Origin of the sequence: Methylomonas aurea (genome assembly GCF_024505045.1) — a bacterium.
Lineage (GTDB): Bacteria > Pseudomonadota > Gammaproteobacteria > Methylococcales > Methylomonadaceae > Methylomonas > Methylomonas aurea.
In genome coordinates, this window is record NZ_JANIBM010000003.1 from 229,873 (window position 1) to 244,707 (window position 14,835).

A 14,835-nucleotide genomic window follows, 5' to 3' on the forward strand; every position below is an offset into this window, starting at 1 on the left:
CTAGTAAACCGATGAACGTAGCGATAAAGCCAATCAACGCGATGACGGTGGACGTTGAAGATTATTTCCAGGTTTCGGCATTCGAACCGTATATCGCCCGCGATCGGTGGGATACTCTGCCGCATCGAGTTGAGCAAAATACTCATCGTATCCTCGATTTATTTCAACAGCGACAAGTCAAAGCCACATTTTTCACTTTGGGTTGGGTTGGTGAGAGGTATCCTGGCCTTGTACGCAGAATTGTCGCCGACGGACACGAGCTTGCGTCGCACGGTTATCAGCACACCAGGGTGACTGAACAGACGCCGGAACAGTTTCGAGAAGACCTGCGCCTGAGTAAACGGATTCTGGAGGATGTGTCTGGTCAAGCCGTGATAGGCTACCGTGCCGCTAGTTATTCTATAGGCGCGAAAAATTTATGGGCTTTGGAAGTTTTGCAGGAAGAAGGATTTGCCTATAGTTCCAGCATCTATCCGGTAAAACACGATTTGTATGGTATGCCGGATGCCCCGCGTTTCGCTTACCGGCCCAAGAATGCTCCCGGATTGTTGGAAATTCCGATAACGACTTTGCATCTGTTCCAACGGAATATTCCGTGCGGGGGCGGTGGGTTCTTTCGGTTATATCCCTACTCATTCTCGAAGTGGGCCTACTTCTTTATCAATAACAGAGAAAAACAAGCTGGCATTTTCTATTTTCATCCCTGGGAAATTGATCCTGAACAACCCAAACAACAGGGATTATCGTTCAAGACTCGCTTCAGACATTATCTGAATCTCGGCAAAATGCACGACAGGTTGGATAACCTGTTAGCCGATTTTGCGTGGGATACGATGCGCAATGTATTTCTAACCAAATCTGACTGTCCGCATTAACCATGATCAAATTGCTAGAGCCCGCCCAAGCAGAGGTTTGGGATAACTATGTCATGGCGGCAGCCGGCGGTAGTTTTTTTCACTTGGCGGCTTGGCAGCAAGTAATAAAGCGGGCGTTCGGACATCCGACTTATTACTATTACTGCGAGCAGGATGGCCAGGTAACCGGGGTCTTGCCATTAACGCATATCAAAAGTGTACTGTTTGGCAACAGCTTGGTTTCTAATGCCTTTTGTGTTTACGGCGGTATCCTGGCGAGTAACGACCAAGCGTTTCAGGCTTTACAGGCCCAAGCTCAGCAATTAGCCCGCGATTTAGGTGTCGATTGTTTGGAGATGAGAAACCGCCAACAGGCGCATCCCGATTGGCCGCATAAAGAACTATACGTCACATTCAGAAAGGAGCTCGATCCTGACGTTGAAAAGAATCTAAATGCGATCCCGCGTAAACAGCGGGCAATGGTCAGAGCAGGTATCAAGGCCGGTCTGGGTAGTGTGATCGACGATAATGTCGATCGCCTTTACGCTGCCTATTCGGAAAGTGTCAGAAATCTGGGTACGCCGGTTTTTCCGAAAAAATATTTTCAAATATTGAAAGATGTTTTTGGCAAAGATTGCGAAATTCTGACCGTTGAACATGAAGGACGCTTGATTGCCAGTGTCATGAGTTTTTATTTCATGGACGAAGTATTGCCGTATTACGGTGGAGGCGTGGACGCTGCCCGCGATTTAAAAGGTAACGATTTTATGTATTGGGAAGTCATGCGGCGTGCGGTGGAAAAAGGCTGCAAGATTTTCGATTACGGCCGGAGCAAAATCGGTACCGGATCCTATCGGTTCAAAAAACATTGGGGTTTCGAACCCGAGCCACTGTTCTACGAAATCGATTTGGTAGCCGCAAAACAAATTCCTGAAATCAATCCGCTGAATCCAAAATACCAACTTTTTATAGCCGCCTGGAAAAAGTTGCCGCTTCCAATAAGCCAATTGATTGGACCTTGGTTGGCCAAAGACTTGGGTTAAACATGAAGCCCAAATTACTCTATTTAGTCCACCGGATTCCTTATCCGCCTAATAAGGGCGACAAGATTCGTTCCTTCCATTTTTTACAAGCTTTGGTAGCCGAATATGAGGTTTATCTGGGTACGTTTATAGACGACCCTGATGATCTCCAACATATCGAAACCTTGTCCGGTATTTGCAAAAAGATCTGTTGTATCGATCTGAATCCGCGTCTGGCGAAAATCCATAGCTTGGCAGGGCTGGTTACCAATGAAGCCTTGAGTTTGCCTTATTACCGTGATGCCAGGTTGCAGGCTTGGGTTGACGATACTATCCGGGAGCAGTCCATCGACCGGGCTCTGATATTTTCATCGCCTATGGCGCAGTACGTTCAAAAATATACTTCGCTGACTGTTGTCGCCGATTTTGTCGATGTCGATTCCGATAAGTGGCGCCAATATGCCCTTAGCAAGACTTGGCCGGCTAGCTGGGTTTATCGGCGGGAAGCGGCGAAATTATTGGAATACGAGCGCAGAACTGCCGCTCGTGCGGAAGCCACTCTATTCGTGTCGGAACAGGAAGCTGATTTATTTAAAACTTTGGCCCCTGAATCCGTCCCGAAAATTACGTTTGTCAATAACGGGGTCGATACGGAGCGCTTTAACCCTGCACTTGATTACCAACTTCCGTTTTCTTCGGAAAGCAAGTCCATAGTCTTCACCGGGGCAATGGATTATTGGGCCAACGTTGATGCAGTCAAATGGTTTGCGGAGCAGGTTTTACCCTTAATTGCAGCGAAATGCCCGGAAGTACGTTTTTATATCGTGGGTTCCAAACCGGCCAGAGAAATTCTGCAACTGGCTGAGAACGATTCAGCGGTGGTCGTGACCGGCCGCGTCGACGATGTCCGCCCTTATTTGGCTTACGCCGATGTAGTTGTTGCGCCGTTAAGGATTGCCAGAGGCATACAAAATAAGGTTTTGGAAGCTTTGGCGATGAACAAGCCTGTCGTCGCATCGTCAGCGGCAATGGAAGGCATTCCCCCGGATCAGGATTTGCAATTGGTGATAGCGGATACCCCTGAAGATTACGCTGAGTGCGTTTTAGCATTGCTGGTAAACCGCTGCGCCCAGAGCGAAGCTAACCGCCGCTACGTTCGACAACACTTCGGTTGGGCGGAAAATGGTCGTCGGTTGCAGCATATGCTGTCTGGAGAATAACGGGATGGGCGAAGCGAAGCCGCGTTTGATTGTGCATATTATTTACCGATTGGGAGTTGGCGGGCTCGAGAACGGCTTGGTTAATATCATTAACAAGTTGCCGGCACAAAGTTATCGCCACGCTATTATCTGTTTGACCGAAAGTACCGATTTCAGCCAACGTATCGGTAGGGCCGACGTCGAAATCTTTCAATTGCATAAACGGCCCGGCCAGGACTGGCGCTCGTTCTATACTGTTTATCGGTTGTTGAAACAATTGCGCCCGGCGGTCGTGCACACCCGGAATTTAGCAGCCATCGAATACCAGGTCTGTGCTTTATTAGCGGATGTTCGTTATCGGATTCATGGCGAGCACGGATGGGATGTGTTCGATCCCGATGGCAGTAACGTTAAATATCAGTGGTTGCGCAGAATCATTGGCAGGATTATCCATCGCTTTATTCCATTGTCCCGGCATTTGCAGGATTACTTGCGGGATAGGGTGGGGATTCCGGCGCACAAGATTACGCGCATTTGTAATGGGGTTGACACAACCGTATTTTATCCTGCCGTTGGCGAGAAAGTTGTTCCCGATGGTTGTGGTTTGGACTTGAACGATAAACTGGTAATCGGTACCGTTGGCCGGATGCATGGGGTCAAAGATCAAATGACCTTGGTTCGTGCCTTTATCAATAGTTGCCAACAATCGCTCGAATTCGCCGCACGTTGCCGCTTGTTTCTTATCGGCGATGGTCCGTTGAGAGCTGAGGCTATGGATTTGCTGGCTGCCGCAAATTTGGCGGATAGCGTGTGGGCGCCGGGTGAGAGAAGCGACATTCCGACTATACTGCGTGCCATGGATATATTCGTTTTGCCTTCGGCGGCCGAGGGCATCTCTAACACCATTCTGGAGGCGATGGCTAGCGGTTTGCCGGTCATCGCCACCCGAGTCGGCGGCAATCCCGAACTTGTCGTCGATGGTGAGACCGGGCGATTGGTTCCCGCCCGGGATGCCGCGAGATTATCTTCGGCGCTGAATGAGTTGGCATTGGACGAACGCCGCCGCCGCCGTTTTGGTGAGGCTTCGCTAAAACGGGTTCTGGCCGAGTTTTCTATCGACAGTATGGTGGTTCGCTACCAGCAAGTGTATGACCGACAATAATTTGGGGCGGAGAGATTTTATATGTGCGGCGTAGTAGGTATTTTCGATATTCGGGGATTGAGCGAAATAGACCGCAGTTTGCTGTCGCGCATGAACGAATCCCAGTTCCATCGCGGCCCGGATGAGGGGGGACTGCATACCGAACCAGGCTTGGGATTCGGCCATCGCCGGTTATCGATCATCGACCTGTCCAGTGGACAGCAACCGATGCACAGCCAGGACGGGAACGTTGTCTTAACCTATAACGGCGAAGTCTACAATTTTCCGGAATTGCGTTTGGAACTTGAAGCGTTGGGGTATGGCTTTAGAACGCATTGCGATACGGAAGTAATTTTGTATGCTTGGCAGGCTTGGGGAGAAGCTTGTGTCGAACGCTTGCGCGGTATGTTTGCTTTTGCCATTTGGGACAGAGTCAAGCAAACCTTGTTCCTGGCACGCGATCGCCTTGGCGTCAAGCCGCTGTTTTATGCGGAATTACCGAATGGGCATTTTATTTTCGGTTCGGAGTTGAAGGCGTTAACCCAACACCCATTGTTGCCGAAAGATCCCGATCCAACAGCGATAGAGGACTATTTCAGTTTTGGCTATATCCCAGATCCGAAAACTATCTACCGCGGCGTCTACAAATTGGAGCCTGGTTACTGCTTGACCATTAAGCGGGGCGACGTAAATTTTCGACCCAAACAATATTGGGACGTTACGTTTAAACCGGTTGCTAACGTCAATGCAGTCGAGGCGGGCGAGGAATTAGTTTCCCGCTTACGCGAAGCGGTAAAAATTCGGATGGTTGCAGATGTGCCGTTGGGAGCGTTTTTATCCGGCGGCGTCGATTCCAGCGGCGTTGTGGCGCTGATGGCGGGTTTGTCGGATGATCCGGTGAATACCTGCTCAATTTCGTTTGGTGATCCAAAGTTTAATGAGTCGGAGTTTGCTGCCAGAGTGGCCGAGCGCTACCATACTGCCCATCGCGTAGAGCAGGTCGATCCGGACGACTTTAGTTTGATCGAACAGCTTGCCGGTTTATACGACGAACCTTATGCCGACAGCTCTGCTTTGCCGACTTATCGGGTGTGCGAATTAGCCAAAAAGCAAGTCACGGTAGTGCTGTCGGGTGACGGTGGCGACGAGAATCTTGCCGGATATCGCCGCTACCGTTGGCATACCTACGAAGAACGCATGCGATCGATCTTGCCGGACGCTTTGCGTATGCCGTTGTTTTCTACACTTGGCAAGGTGTATCCAAAACTGGACTGGGCGCCGAAGGTGTTTCGCGCCAAAACGACGTTGGAATCTATCGGCAGGGATTCAATGGCCGGTTATTTCCATAGTGTCTCGGTGTTGCCGAATGCGATGCGAGCGGAATTGTTCAGCGAGCGTTTGAAGCGCGATTTGCAAGGTTATCAGGCTGTCGAAGTGTTTCATCGTTACCGTGAGACCGCTCCAGACGATCCGTTGTCGATGGTTCAATATCTCGATCTAAAAACTTATTTGGTTGGGGATATACTGACCAAAGTCGACAGAGCCAGTATGGCGCATGCGCTGGAAGTGCGTGTACCGCTGTTGGATCACAAGTTAGTGGAATGGATGGCTACGTTACCGCCGGATTTGAAGTTAAAAGGACGAGAAGGCAAATACGTTTTCAAGAAAGCATTGGAACCCTATTTGCCATATGACATTCTGTACAGACCGAAAATGGGATTTTCGGTGCCGCTATCCGCTTGGTTCAGGGGGCCTTTAAAACAGCGCGTACGCGATACGTTGCTTGGCGATACGCTACAGAACACCGGTTGGTTTGACAGTGGTTATTTGCAACACATCGTTAGCCAGCATCAATCTGGATTGCGCGATTACAGTGCGCCCATTTGGTCATTATTGATGTTTGAGGCGTTTCTGAGGAATAATTTGGTTGGATGATTTTTCGGTCTTGTACGAGCGTGCAATAGACACGTTTAGTTCTCTTTGCTAAAGTGTGAAGAGGTTCAAATAATTAGGGTGATTGACATGAAATCAAATGACCGAAAACCGGAGCAAGCCACTGATTCAAGCGATGAAAATCGGTCGGTAGTTAAATCCAGACGTTCATTCGCCAAGGCCGGAATCGTTTCCCCGCTGGTCATGACGCTTATAAGCCGTCCGGCGATGGCCGGAGGCGTCTGTTTTTCTCCGTCCCGTTCATTGTCTAAGAACACAAGCGTTTCGCAAAATGGGAATTACGGTGAGTGTAACGGTATTTCGCCTGGAAATTACAAAACGCAGACGAATCCGTTGATGCCTTCTTATAATTGGCCTTCCTCAGTTCCGCCTAGCACGCCATTCCATCCTCTGTTCAAGAGGGGCAGTACTGCTAAAGGCACATTGTTTGAAACGGGGACCGGTCTTAATCTTCGTAGCCGGACGCTACTAGAAGTGCTTGGCCTAAATGGATCTGGCGATCCTTCCAAACTAGCCTTTCATACCATTGGTGCCTACTTAAATTGCGTAAATGGTTTTATTCCAACAAATGTCCTTACCAAAGAAAAAGTTGTATCGATCTGGGAAGAATATGTTACGAACGGTTTTTATGAACCGTTTGCAGGGGTTAAATGGTATGCAGGGGATATCGTGTCTTATTATCAGACCAATTATATTGCCCCTTAGCCGACTCGAGGATGGCCGTTAAAGACCGCTTTGCGGAGCTTAAAGCATATTTTTTTGAAGATGGCGGTGTAATATTTGATCGCAGCTCGGGGTATACCTACAGATTGGATTCATTAACATTGTCGGTGTTTGCAGCTGTTGAGCGCCTTGCTAGCGATCTTGAAACTGGGAATGAACAACAACTGGCCGAACGTGTTGCAACTATGCGCTCCGATTATTCAATTGATGATATTACGCAAGCTTTGGCTCAATTGAAGCGGGTTTCTATTTTGTCAGATTGATTATTGTGGCAAATAATATTGGTCGTATCTCGCAACTGACTTTAGCGCAATTTGCTAGTTTTATTAAACAGGGAAATTTAGCAATTAGAATTGGAGAAATGACTTTTAAGTGTCGCTCGGAGTTTTCCTCCGTAGCGCATTCCCTTCATACCCTTTACACTAACCATCCATTTCAACTCAATCCTGATTTTGCGGATTTCCATGTGGAAATTTCTGCGCCCAGCAATCTGAGGCGTTGGTTTCGTCGCCAATCGGAATTTGTAATTGATGGCGAAAAGCCATTTGAGCCACTTCCCCTGAGTCAAGCGCCAGCCTTGCTGGAATGGGGGCTGAATTGGATTATCGTGGCCTCATGTCATCAATGGTTTACGATCCACGCAGCGTCTCTTGAACGTAACGGTCAGGCGGTAATTTTTCCAGCACCTCCCGGCACAGGCAAAAGCACGCTATGCGCTGCTCTTGCATTCCGCGGATGGCGTTTACTATCAGATGAACTTACCCTGCTGGATTTGGAAACGCTGGAGGCTAAAGCCCTGGCCCGGCCTATCAACCTAAAGAATGCCTCTATCGATATTATTCGGGAATTCGTGCCGCAAGCAATTTGGGGACCTGAGGTTTTCGATACAACCAAAGGTCGAGTAACCCATGTTGCACCACCCGAAGAGAGCGTCGTCAGAATGTTGGAACATGCTGTGCCGCGTTGGATCATTTTTCCTAAGTATGTCGCTGGCGCCGAACCTTGTCTTTCGCCGCGCGATAAGTCGCAAACCTTTATTGACTTGGCAGACAATGCTTTCAATTACAGCGCATTGGGAGAAGCGGGTTTCGATTTGGTGGCTAGGCTTGTCGATCGTTGCGATTGCTACGATTTTGTTTACAGCCAACTCAAAGATGCTATCGATGTTTTTGATTCGCTAACGGGGTAGTCGAATGGCTCTTACTGCAAAAGCCAACGACTTGACTGGTCGACAATTATTAGTCAACGCTCTGCAAAACCCGGTTTGCTTATCTGAGTTACCGCTAGCCAAGTGGGATACTTTAATTAGGCTGGCTAGAGTCAGCAATTTAATCGGGCGGCTAGCTGAGGCGATCGATACTGTCAAATTAACGTCGCACGTTCCCGATAAAGCCCTCCCTCATCTGGTCTCGGCTCGTTTGTTGGCCAATCACCAGCGGCAAGCTATTCGCTGGGAAGTGAAGCATTTGGGGGATGCGTTGAATTCTCTGGACGCACCCAAGGTGCTGCTCAAAGGCGCCGCTTACGCAGTGCAAAGTTTAGAGGCTGCCGGTGGGCGAGTGTTTGGAGATTTGGATCTGTTAGTTCCAAAGACTGCTATTCCTGCGGCAGAGGCTGCCTTGATGTTAAAGGGATGGGGAGCAGAGGGCGTTGATTCCTATGATCAGCGCTACTATCGCGAGTGGATGCATGAAATCCCTCCAATGGTCCATCGAGGAAGAGGAACTGTGGTTGATTTGCATCATAATATTTTGCCCCTCACCGCACGCTACTGCCCAACGATTGAGCTGTTTTTTGCAGACGCCGTGCCTTCCTCTGTACCGGGATTCCAGGTTTTGTCCCCCGTGGATATGGTGATTCACAGCGCTACCCATTTGTTTTATGAGAGTGAAATGCGTAATGGATTGCGTGATTTATTCGACTTGGATGCTTTGATTCGGCAGTTTTCACGCGACCGAACCGAGTTTTGGCCTCTCCTCGCCGAACGTACCGATGCGATTGGCCTCAATTGGCCTGTGTTTCTAGCGCTATCTTGTTTACGAGATATTTTGGGTGCTTATGTTCCGGAGGAATTTTTTCAACGTATCAGAGTTAATGCCAATTTAGGTTCAATGCCAGAGGTGTTTCTTACCAAGCTATACTACTGGGCAGTTTGGCCGAAGCATCCTTTGATCGATAATTTGCCATCTCGGTTGAGCCGTTTTTTGGTGTATATAAGAGGGCATTACTTGCGTATGCCGCTGCGCTTGCTGCTGCCCCATCTCTCGCGTAAGGCTTTGGGTAGGCTATATAAAAGTGGTAGTGGCTCCGACCATCGATAAAAAGTTCGGAATCAATCATGCGGACTGGACTCAACTATAAAACTAGAACATGAAAATACTGCATATTCTTGACCACTCCATTCCATTGCACAGCGGCTATACCTTCCGGACGCGGGCTATTTTGGAGCAGCAGCGCAAACTGGGCTGGGACACTTACCATGTGACTTCCGCCAAACATCTGGGCGCCGCTACGGATTTGGAAGAGGTTGACGGTTTGAGTTTTTACCGTTCGGCTAAGCCTCAGGAGTGGATAGCCAATCTCCCGGTTGTTAACCAGTGGGCTATAGTTGAAAGCCTTTATCGGCGTTTGGATCAAATCATCCCCCAAATCAAGCCTGATGTTTTACATGCCCACTCGCCGGCGTTGAACGGTTTAGCCGCTTTGAGGCTGGCAAAAAAATATCGATTGCCATTAGTCTACGAATGCAGAGCGTTTTGGGAAGATGCGGCCGTTGATCACGGTACCACGCAAGAAGCTAGCGTCCGCTACCGCTTGACCCGATATCTGGAAACATATGTATTCAAAAACGCCGATGCGGTGACTACAATTTGCGAGGGCCTGCGGGGAGACATCATTGGGCGCGGTATTGCTGCTGACAAAATTACCGTCATTCCCAATGCCGTGGATCTCGACAAGTTTAGTTGCGGCGAGTCGGCGGATCCAGATCTGCTGCAGCACTTGGGACTGCGCGATAGAATCGTGTTGGGGTTTATCGGGTCGTTTTATGCTTACGAGGGTCTGCTGTTATTGCTGGACGCGCTGCCGGAGATTGCCAAGCATCAACCGAACGTGCGTTTACTATTGGTAGGTGGTGGGCCTCAACAAACTCAAATTGCCGAAAAAATTGCGGCGCTCGGTTTACAGGAATGGGTCGTGATGCCGGGACGGGTGTCGCACGATCAAATTCAGAGTTATTACAACTTGGTGGATATTTTTATATACCCTCGATTATCGATGCGGTTAACCGATCTTGTTACGCCGTTAAAGCCTTTAGAAGCAATGGCGCAAGGTCGTGTAGTGATTGCATCTGATGTAGGGGGGCATAAGGAGCTGATTCTAGACAAGGAAACTGGGTACTTGTTTAGAGCTGGAGACAGCGTAGATCTCGCTAAAACAGTAATTAACGTAATCAATCTCGGCAATATTGAGAAAATACGTGCAGACGCCAGAAGCTTTGTCGAACAAGAGCGGAGTTGGAGCAAAAGTGTGGCTCGGTATTCCGAAGTGTATGGCAGATTTTCGGCAAGCAATTAAATAGGGTTTTACCGTGTTGTCAGATCGCCTGCGGCTACTAGAACCACCTAGAAATGCTAATGACGGGTTGCCTTCGACAAAGCTAACCTCTAATCAATCCCTTTTTAACAATTAACAATATGCACATCGGATTGATAGGACCTCTGCCCCCCCCTTTCGGAGGGATGGCAAATCAAACAAAGCAATTAAGTGCCTTGCTAATTTCCGAAGGCTTGAAAGTAACAGTGGTCCGGACTAATGCAGATTATCGATGGTCTTGGGTGTCGAATTTGAAGGGATTAAGGGCCTTGGCGCGCCTGCTACCTTATGTGCTGGAGCTTTGGCGGTTGGCTGGAAACGTAGATTGTATGCATGTCATGGCGAATTCTGGATGGTCATGGCAGCTTTACGCAGCGCCAGCAATTTGGATTGGATGGATTAGAAAAGTCCCCGTTGTAGTCAATTATCGCGGTGGAGACGCAGAACGTTATTTCAAGGCCTCAATGCGCTGGGTGGCTCCCTCTCTGAACAGAGCCTCTGAAATTGTGGTCCCATCAATGTTTCTCGTTAATGTGTTCGACCTTTTTGGTTTTAAGGCCAAAATCATACCGAATATTATAAATTTAGAACGGTTTAAATTCAGATCTCGCAATATATCTGATGATAGAAATCTTCGGTTGGTGGTTACACGCAATTTGGAGAAAATATATGGAATTGATACGGCTATACATGCTGTCGCTATTTTGAAATCAACTTTACCTGATGTAAAAATCGTAATAGCAGGTTCAGGTCCTTTGCGGGATGAATTGGTAGCTTTGACGGAAGCGCTAGAGTTATCCCATAGTGTTGAGTTTGCCGGAAAATTAGAGCCGGAAGATGTCGCTAAACTCTACTACGAGGCTGATATAATGTTAAATCCGTCTACCGTAGATAATATGCCAAACTCCGTTTTAGAGGCGTTGGCATGCGGTTTACCTGTGGTTACAACCAATGTTGGCGGAATACCTTTTATTGTCAAAGATAATGAAAGTGCCTTAATTGTTAAACCTAATAATCCCCAAATGCTGGCGGATGCAATACTCAAATTAGTTAATAATTCTGATTTATACCATAAGCTGGCTGTTAACGGTTTTGCTGTGGCAAAGCAGTATGGGTGGGTCGCGGTCAAGGAGCAATGGCTTGGATTGTATAAGGAGTTGATAAATGCAGAATGATGGCTACACCTGGCTGTGTTCGAACATTATTTTTCCTGTTCATGAGGCTTTTAAAAGACACAATACCGTTGCACTGAGAAAACAGATGGAGATTAGCCAGTGGCTAACACCTGATAAAATTAAATATCGGCAACTAGAAAGCCTGCGTCGGTTTTTGAATGATGTCAATATTCATGTTCCTTATTACCGTCGTTTGTTCGAACGATTAAGTTTTGATGTTACTAATATCAGCAGTACAGACCAGTTAACGAAATTACCCTTATTGACCAAGTCGGATATAAGGACTCATTTAGATGAGCTTAAGGCCGACGATGCAATTGGTTTGGCCAGATTCAACACCGGCGGCTCAAGCGGAGAGCCGCTGATTTTCTATATCGGCAGGCGCCGCGTCAGCCACGACGTCGCCGCTAAGTGGCGGGCAACTCGCTGGTGGGGCGTCGATATCGGCGATCCGGAGGCGGTGATTTGGGGTTCGCCGATAGAGTTGGGTGCCCAAGATAAAATTCGTCTGGTGCGAGATAAACTGTTACGGACGCATTTAATTCCCGCATTCGAAATGTCGGCGGAAAAAGTCGACGGTTTCATTCGCCAATTACAGCGTATCAAACCCAAAATGTTGTTCGGTTACCCTTCGGCTTTGGCCCATATTGCCAGCCGCGCCGAACAAACCGGAGTGAGGGTGGATGGTTTGGGTGTGAAGGTGGCCTTTGTTACCTCCGAACGACTTTACGATCACCAGCGGGAAAAAATCGAGAGCGTGTTCGGCTGTCCGGTGGCAAACGGTTACGGCGGCCGCGATGCCGGTTTCATTGCTCACCAGTGTCCACAGGGCGGCATGCATATTACGGCGGAAGATATAATCGTCGAGATCGTGGATAAAGACGGCAAGCCCTTGCCTAAAGGCGAATTGGGCGAAATCGTCGTTACCCATTTGGCAACCCGCGACTTTCCTTTCATTCGTTACCGTACCGGCGACATGGGGATATTGTCCGAGAAAATTTGCGGATGCGGCCGCGGTTTGCCGCTACTGGAAGAGATCCAGGGGCGCACGACCGACTTCGTGGTCGCGCTCGACGGCACCATACTGCACGGTTTGGCTTTGATCTATGTCCTTCGCGATCTGGAAGGTGTCGAGGCTTTTAAAATTACCCAAGAAAGTCTGGATAAAACCACGGTACAAATCGTTAAATCCGCCAATTACCGAGAAGATGCTGAGCATAAAATCGTCGCGGAATTTAAAAAACGCCTCGGCCAGGCGGTGACGGTAAATATTGAATATACCGATTACATTCCCAAAGAGCGGTCCGGCAAATTTCGGTATGTGATCAGCCACGTAAAACCATAATTTCTACAGCAGCTATGACAAAATTTGCGGGATGGATGGGGGCAGTTTCCGAAACGGGGGCGGCGATTGCGACACTTGGGCAAATGGCTGGACAGATTCACGGTGATCCGTGTATTGGGTCGGGTTACGCTTTGCTGGCGGACTCGGCAAATTGCCGGCGAAGCGGCGACGTGTTATTGCTTGCTTTGCAATCGGCATATCCTTCCGACGGATTGGCGTTATTGCTTGACGCCTATCTAAGCCAAGGTATCGATGGCTTGCTGCAAAGGCCTGATGTGATCAATTTAGTAGTGATTGATGAGCGGCAACAAAAAGTGTTTTTGGTAACCGATCCGATTGGACTAAGCCATATTTACTACGCGGAAACCAAAGATAGGCTGGTGTTTGGATCCAGCGCCGATTTCGTCGTGCGCCACCCTTACGTGAGCAATGCAATATTGCCGCAGTCGGTTTTCGATTATGTCTATTTCAACCATTGCCCCAGCCCGAACACCATTTACCGGCAGGTTAAAAAATTAGAGGGCGGACAGTGTTTACGTTACCACAATAGCCAAATTGAAATCGAACGCTACTGGCAGCCCGAGTTTTCTGAAATTGATTGCGACTTACGCCAATCTGGGCGGGATTTGCAACAATCTTTGATCGAAGCCGTAAAACAGCGGGTCGGTGCCGAAGAGAATACCGGTGCATTTCTGAGTGGCGGCTTGGACAGTTCTAGCGTTGCCGGAGCGTTAGCGCGAGTATTCCCGGGCAAGGCCAAGACGTTTTCGATGGGATTTCAAGTCGCTGGATACGATGAAATCGAATACGCCAACATTGCGGTAGCCGCGTTTAATACCCGCTCCCATGTTTATTATGTTACCCCGGAAGATACCGTTAATGCCGTGCCGGCGATTGCAGCATATTATGACGAGCCGTTCGGCAATTCATCGGCGCTCGCCGCCTATTACTGCGCGAAGCTGGCAAAAGAGAGTGGTGTGAATCGGCTTTTGGCCGGTGACGGCGGGGACGAAATTTTTGCCGGCAATGAGCGCTATGCCAAGCAGATGTTGTTCGAGGCTTACCATCGCTTCCCGAAGTTTATGGCAAGAGGATTCGAAGGCATGTTGGGTGGCTTGCCCAATGCGATCGCCAAGCAGAAAATTCCATTCAAAATAAAAAGATATGTCGAACAGGCCAATGCGCCGATGCCTGATCGCTTGCAAGATTACAATTTCTTGCACCGGCATGCCGCTGCTGATATTTTTCAGGCCGACTTTTTGGCCCAAGTCGATTCCACAGCTCCGTTATTTTCCTTACGGGAAAGTTACTGGCGGCCGGCAAATGCTAGCACTTTGAACCGCATGCTTTATATGGATTGGAAAACGACGCTGCACGATAACGATCTGGTGAAGGTCAATCGGATGTGCGAAATGGCTGGAGTCGAAGTTTGTTATCCGTTGCTCGACCAACGCATAATCGACTTATCTTGCCGAATTCCGTCGGCCGACAAACTCCGAGGCCAGAAACTGCGCTGGTTTTACAAACAGGCAATGGCCGATTTCTTGCCCGAACCCATCATCAATAAATCCAAACACGGTTTCGGATTGCCGTTCGGCATTTGGCTGAAAGACCACGAGCCTTTGAAACAAATGGCGTACCAAGCCGTTCGCGATTTGGGAAAGCGGGAGTTTTTTCAGCCGGAATTTCTGGAACACGCAATCAAGATGCATCAAAGTGTTCACGCGGCTTATTACGGCGAACTGATATGGATACTGATGATGCTGGAGTTTTGGTTTGTCGGGAAAGGCTACTGAACAGAAGTTGCAGGGTGACAAAAAACGTCAGTT

General features: G+C 48.6%; 13 protein-coding genes. All 13 read left to right on the top strand.

Annotated elements, in window-relative coordinates; all coding sequences use genetic code 11:
* The first annotated feature begins 11 nt into the window (after positions 1–11).
* The 13 genes from NP603_RS04265 (at position 12) to NP603_RS04325 (ending at position 14,802) form a co-directional block, all read left to right on the top strand.
* The gene (locus NP603_RS04265; protein WP_256609689.1) at positions 12–875 is read left to right on the top strand and encodes an XrtA system polysaccharide deacetylase; all 864 of its coding nucleotides are present in this window, start codon (positions 12–14) and stop codon (positions 873–875) included.
* A 2-nt stretch (positions 876–877) separates the two neighbouring features.
* Positions 878–1,897, top strand: a complete 1,020-nt coding sequence (locus NP603_RS04270; RefSeq protein ID WP_256609690.1) for a FemAB family XrtA/PEP-CTERM system-associated protein — start codon at positions 878–880, stop codon at positions 1,895–1,897.
* A gap of 2 nt (positions 1,898–1,899) precedes the next feature.
* Positions 1,900–3,096, top strand: coding sequence for a TIGR03087 family PEP-CTERM/XrtA system glycosyltransferase (locus tag NP603_RS04275; RefSeq protein ID WP_256609691.1), 1,197 nt, complete (start codon positions 1,900–1,902; stop codon positions 3,094–3,096).
* A 4-nt stretch (positions 3,097–3,100) separates the two neighbouring features.
* On the top strand, positions 3,101–4,237 hold the full coding sequence (locus NP603_RS04280; RefSeq protein WP_256609692.1) for a TIGR03088 family PEP-CTERM/XrtA system glycosyltransferase: 1,137 nt from the start codon (positions 3,101–3,103) through the stop codon (positions 4,235–4,237).
* Between the two features lie 21 nt (positions 4,238–4,258).
* Positions 4,259–6,151: an XrtA/PEP-CTERM system amidotransferase gene (locus tag NP603_RS04285; protein ID WP_256609693.1), complete on the top strand. Its 1,893-nt coding sequence runs from the start codon at positions 4,259–4,261 to the stop codon at positions 6,149–6,151.
* An 87-nt stretch (positions 6,152–6,238) separates the two neighbouring features.
* Positions 6,239–6,874: a hypothetical protein gene (locus tag NP603_RS04290; protein ID WP_256609694.1), complete on the top strand. Its 636-nt coding sequence runs from the start codon at positions 6,239–6,241 to the stop codon at positions 6,872–6,874.
* Positions 6,875–6,885: 11 nt separating this feature from the next.
* Positions 6,886–7,155: a hypothetical protein gene (locus tag NP603_RS04295; RefSeq protein WP_256609695.1), complete on the top strand. Its 270-nt coding sequence runs from the start codon at positions 6,886–6,888 to the stop codon at positions 7,153–7,155.
* Positions 7,156–7,160: 5 nt separating this feature from the next.
* Positions 7,161–8,081, top strand: coding sequence for an HprK-related kinase A (locus NP603_RS04300; protein ID WP_256609696.1), 921 nt, complete (start codon positions 7,161–7,163; stop codon positions 8,079–8,081).
* Between the two features lie 4 nt (positions 8,082–8,085).
* On the top strand, positions 8,086–9,213 hold the full coding sequence (locus NP603_RS04305) for a nucleotidyltransferase domain-containing protein (RefSeq protein WP_256609697.1): 1,128 nt from the start codon (positions 8,086–8,088) through the stop codon (positions 9,211–9,213).
* Positions 9,214–9,262: 49 nt separating this feature from the next.
* The gene (locus NP603_RS04310; RefSeq protein WP_256609698.1) at positions 9,263–10,468 is read left to right on the top strand and encodes a TIGR04063 family PEP-CTERM/XrtA system glycosyltransferase; all 1,206 of its coding nucleotides are present in this window, start codon (positions 9,263–9,265) and stop codon (positions 10,466–10,468) included.
* Positions 10,469–10,632: 164 nt separating this feature from the next.
* Positions 10,633–11,661, top strand: a complete 1,029-nt coding sequence (locus NP603_RS04315; RefSeq protein WP_256609699.1) for a glycosyltransferase family 4 protein — start codon at positions 10,633–10,635, stop codon at positions 11,659–11,661.
* Positions 11,662–11,983: 322 nt separating this feature from the next.
* Complete coding sequence (locus NP603_RS04320; RefSeq protein WP_256609700.1) at positions 11,984–13,006, top strand: phenylacetate--CoA ligase family protein; 1,023 nt, start codon at positions 11,984–11,986, stop codon at positions 13,004–13,006.
* Positions 13,007–13,176: 170 nt separating this feature from the next.
* Positions 13,177–14,802: an asparagine synthetase B family protein gene (locus NP603_RS04325; RefSeq protein WP_256609701.1), complete on the top strand. Its 1,626-nt coding sequence runs from the start codon at positions 13,177–13,179 to the stop codon at positions 14,800–14,802.
* Positions 14,803–14,835 lie beyond the last annotated feature (33 nt).

What these genes read in the sequence shown, in the direction of transcription:
- NP603_RS04280 (WP_256609692.1), top strand. Translation starts at nt 3,101, where the DNA reads ATGGGCGAAGCGAAGCCGCGTTTGATTGTGCATATTATTTACCGATTG.
- NP603_RS04285 (WP_256609693.1), top strand. Translation starts at nt 4,259, where the DNA reads ATGTGCGGCGTAGTAGGTATTTTCGATATTCGGGGATTGAGCGAAATA.
- NP603_RS04270 (WP_256609690.1), top strand. Translation starts at nt 878, where the DNA reads ATGATCAAATTGCTAGAGCCCGCCCAAGCAGAGGTTTGGGATAACTAT.
- NP603_RS04315 (WP_256609699.1), top strand. Translation starts at nt 10,633, where the DNA reads ATGGCAAATCAAACAAAGCAATTAAGTGCCTTGCTAATTTCCGAAGGC.
- NP603_RS04265 (WP_256609689.1), top strand. Translation starts at nt 12, where the DNA reads ATGAACGTAGCGATAAAGCCAATCAACGCGATGACGGTGGACGTTGAA.
- NP603_RS04275 (WP_256609691.1), top strand. Translation starts at nt 1,900, where the DNA reads ATGAAGCCCAAATTACTCTATTTAGTCCACCGGATTCCTTATCCGCCT.
- NP603_RS04310 (WP_256609698.1), top strand. Translation starts at nt 9,263, where the DNA reads ATGAAAATACTGCATATTCTTGACCACTCCATTCCATTGCACAGCGGC.
- NP603_RS04305 (WP_256609697.1), top strand. Translation starts at nt 8,086, where the DNA reads ATGGCTCTTACTGCAAAAGCCAACGACTTGACTGGTCGACAATTATTA.
- NP603_RS04295 (WP_256609695.1), top strand. Translation starts at nt 6,886, where the DNA reads ATGGCCGTTAAAGACCGCTTTGCGGAGCTTAAAGCATATTTTTTTGAA.
- NP603_RS04290 (WP_256609694.1), top strand. Translation starts at nt 6,239, where the DNA reads ATGAAATCAAATGACCGAAAACCGGAGCAAGCCACTGATTCAAGCGAT.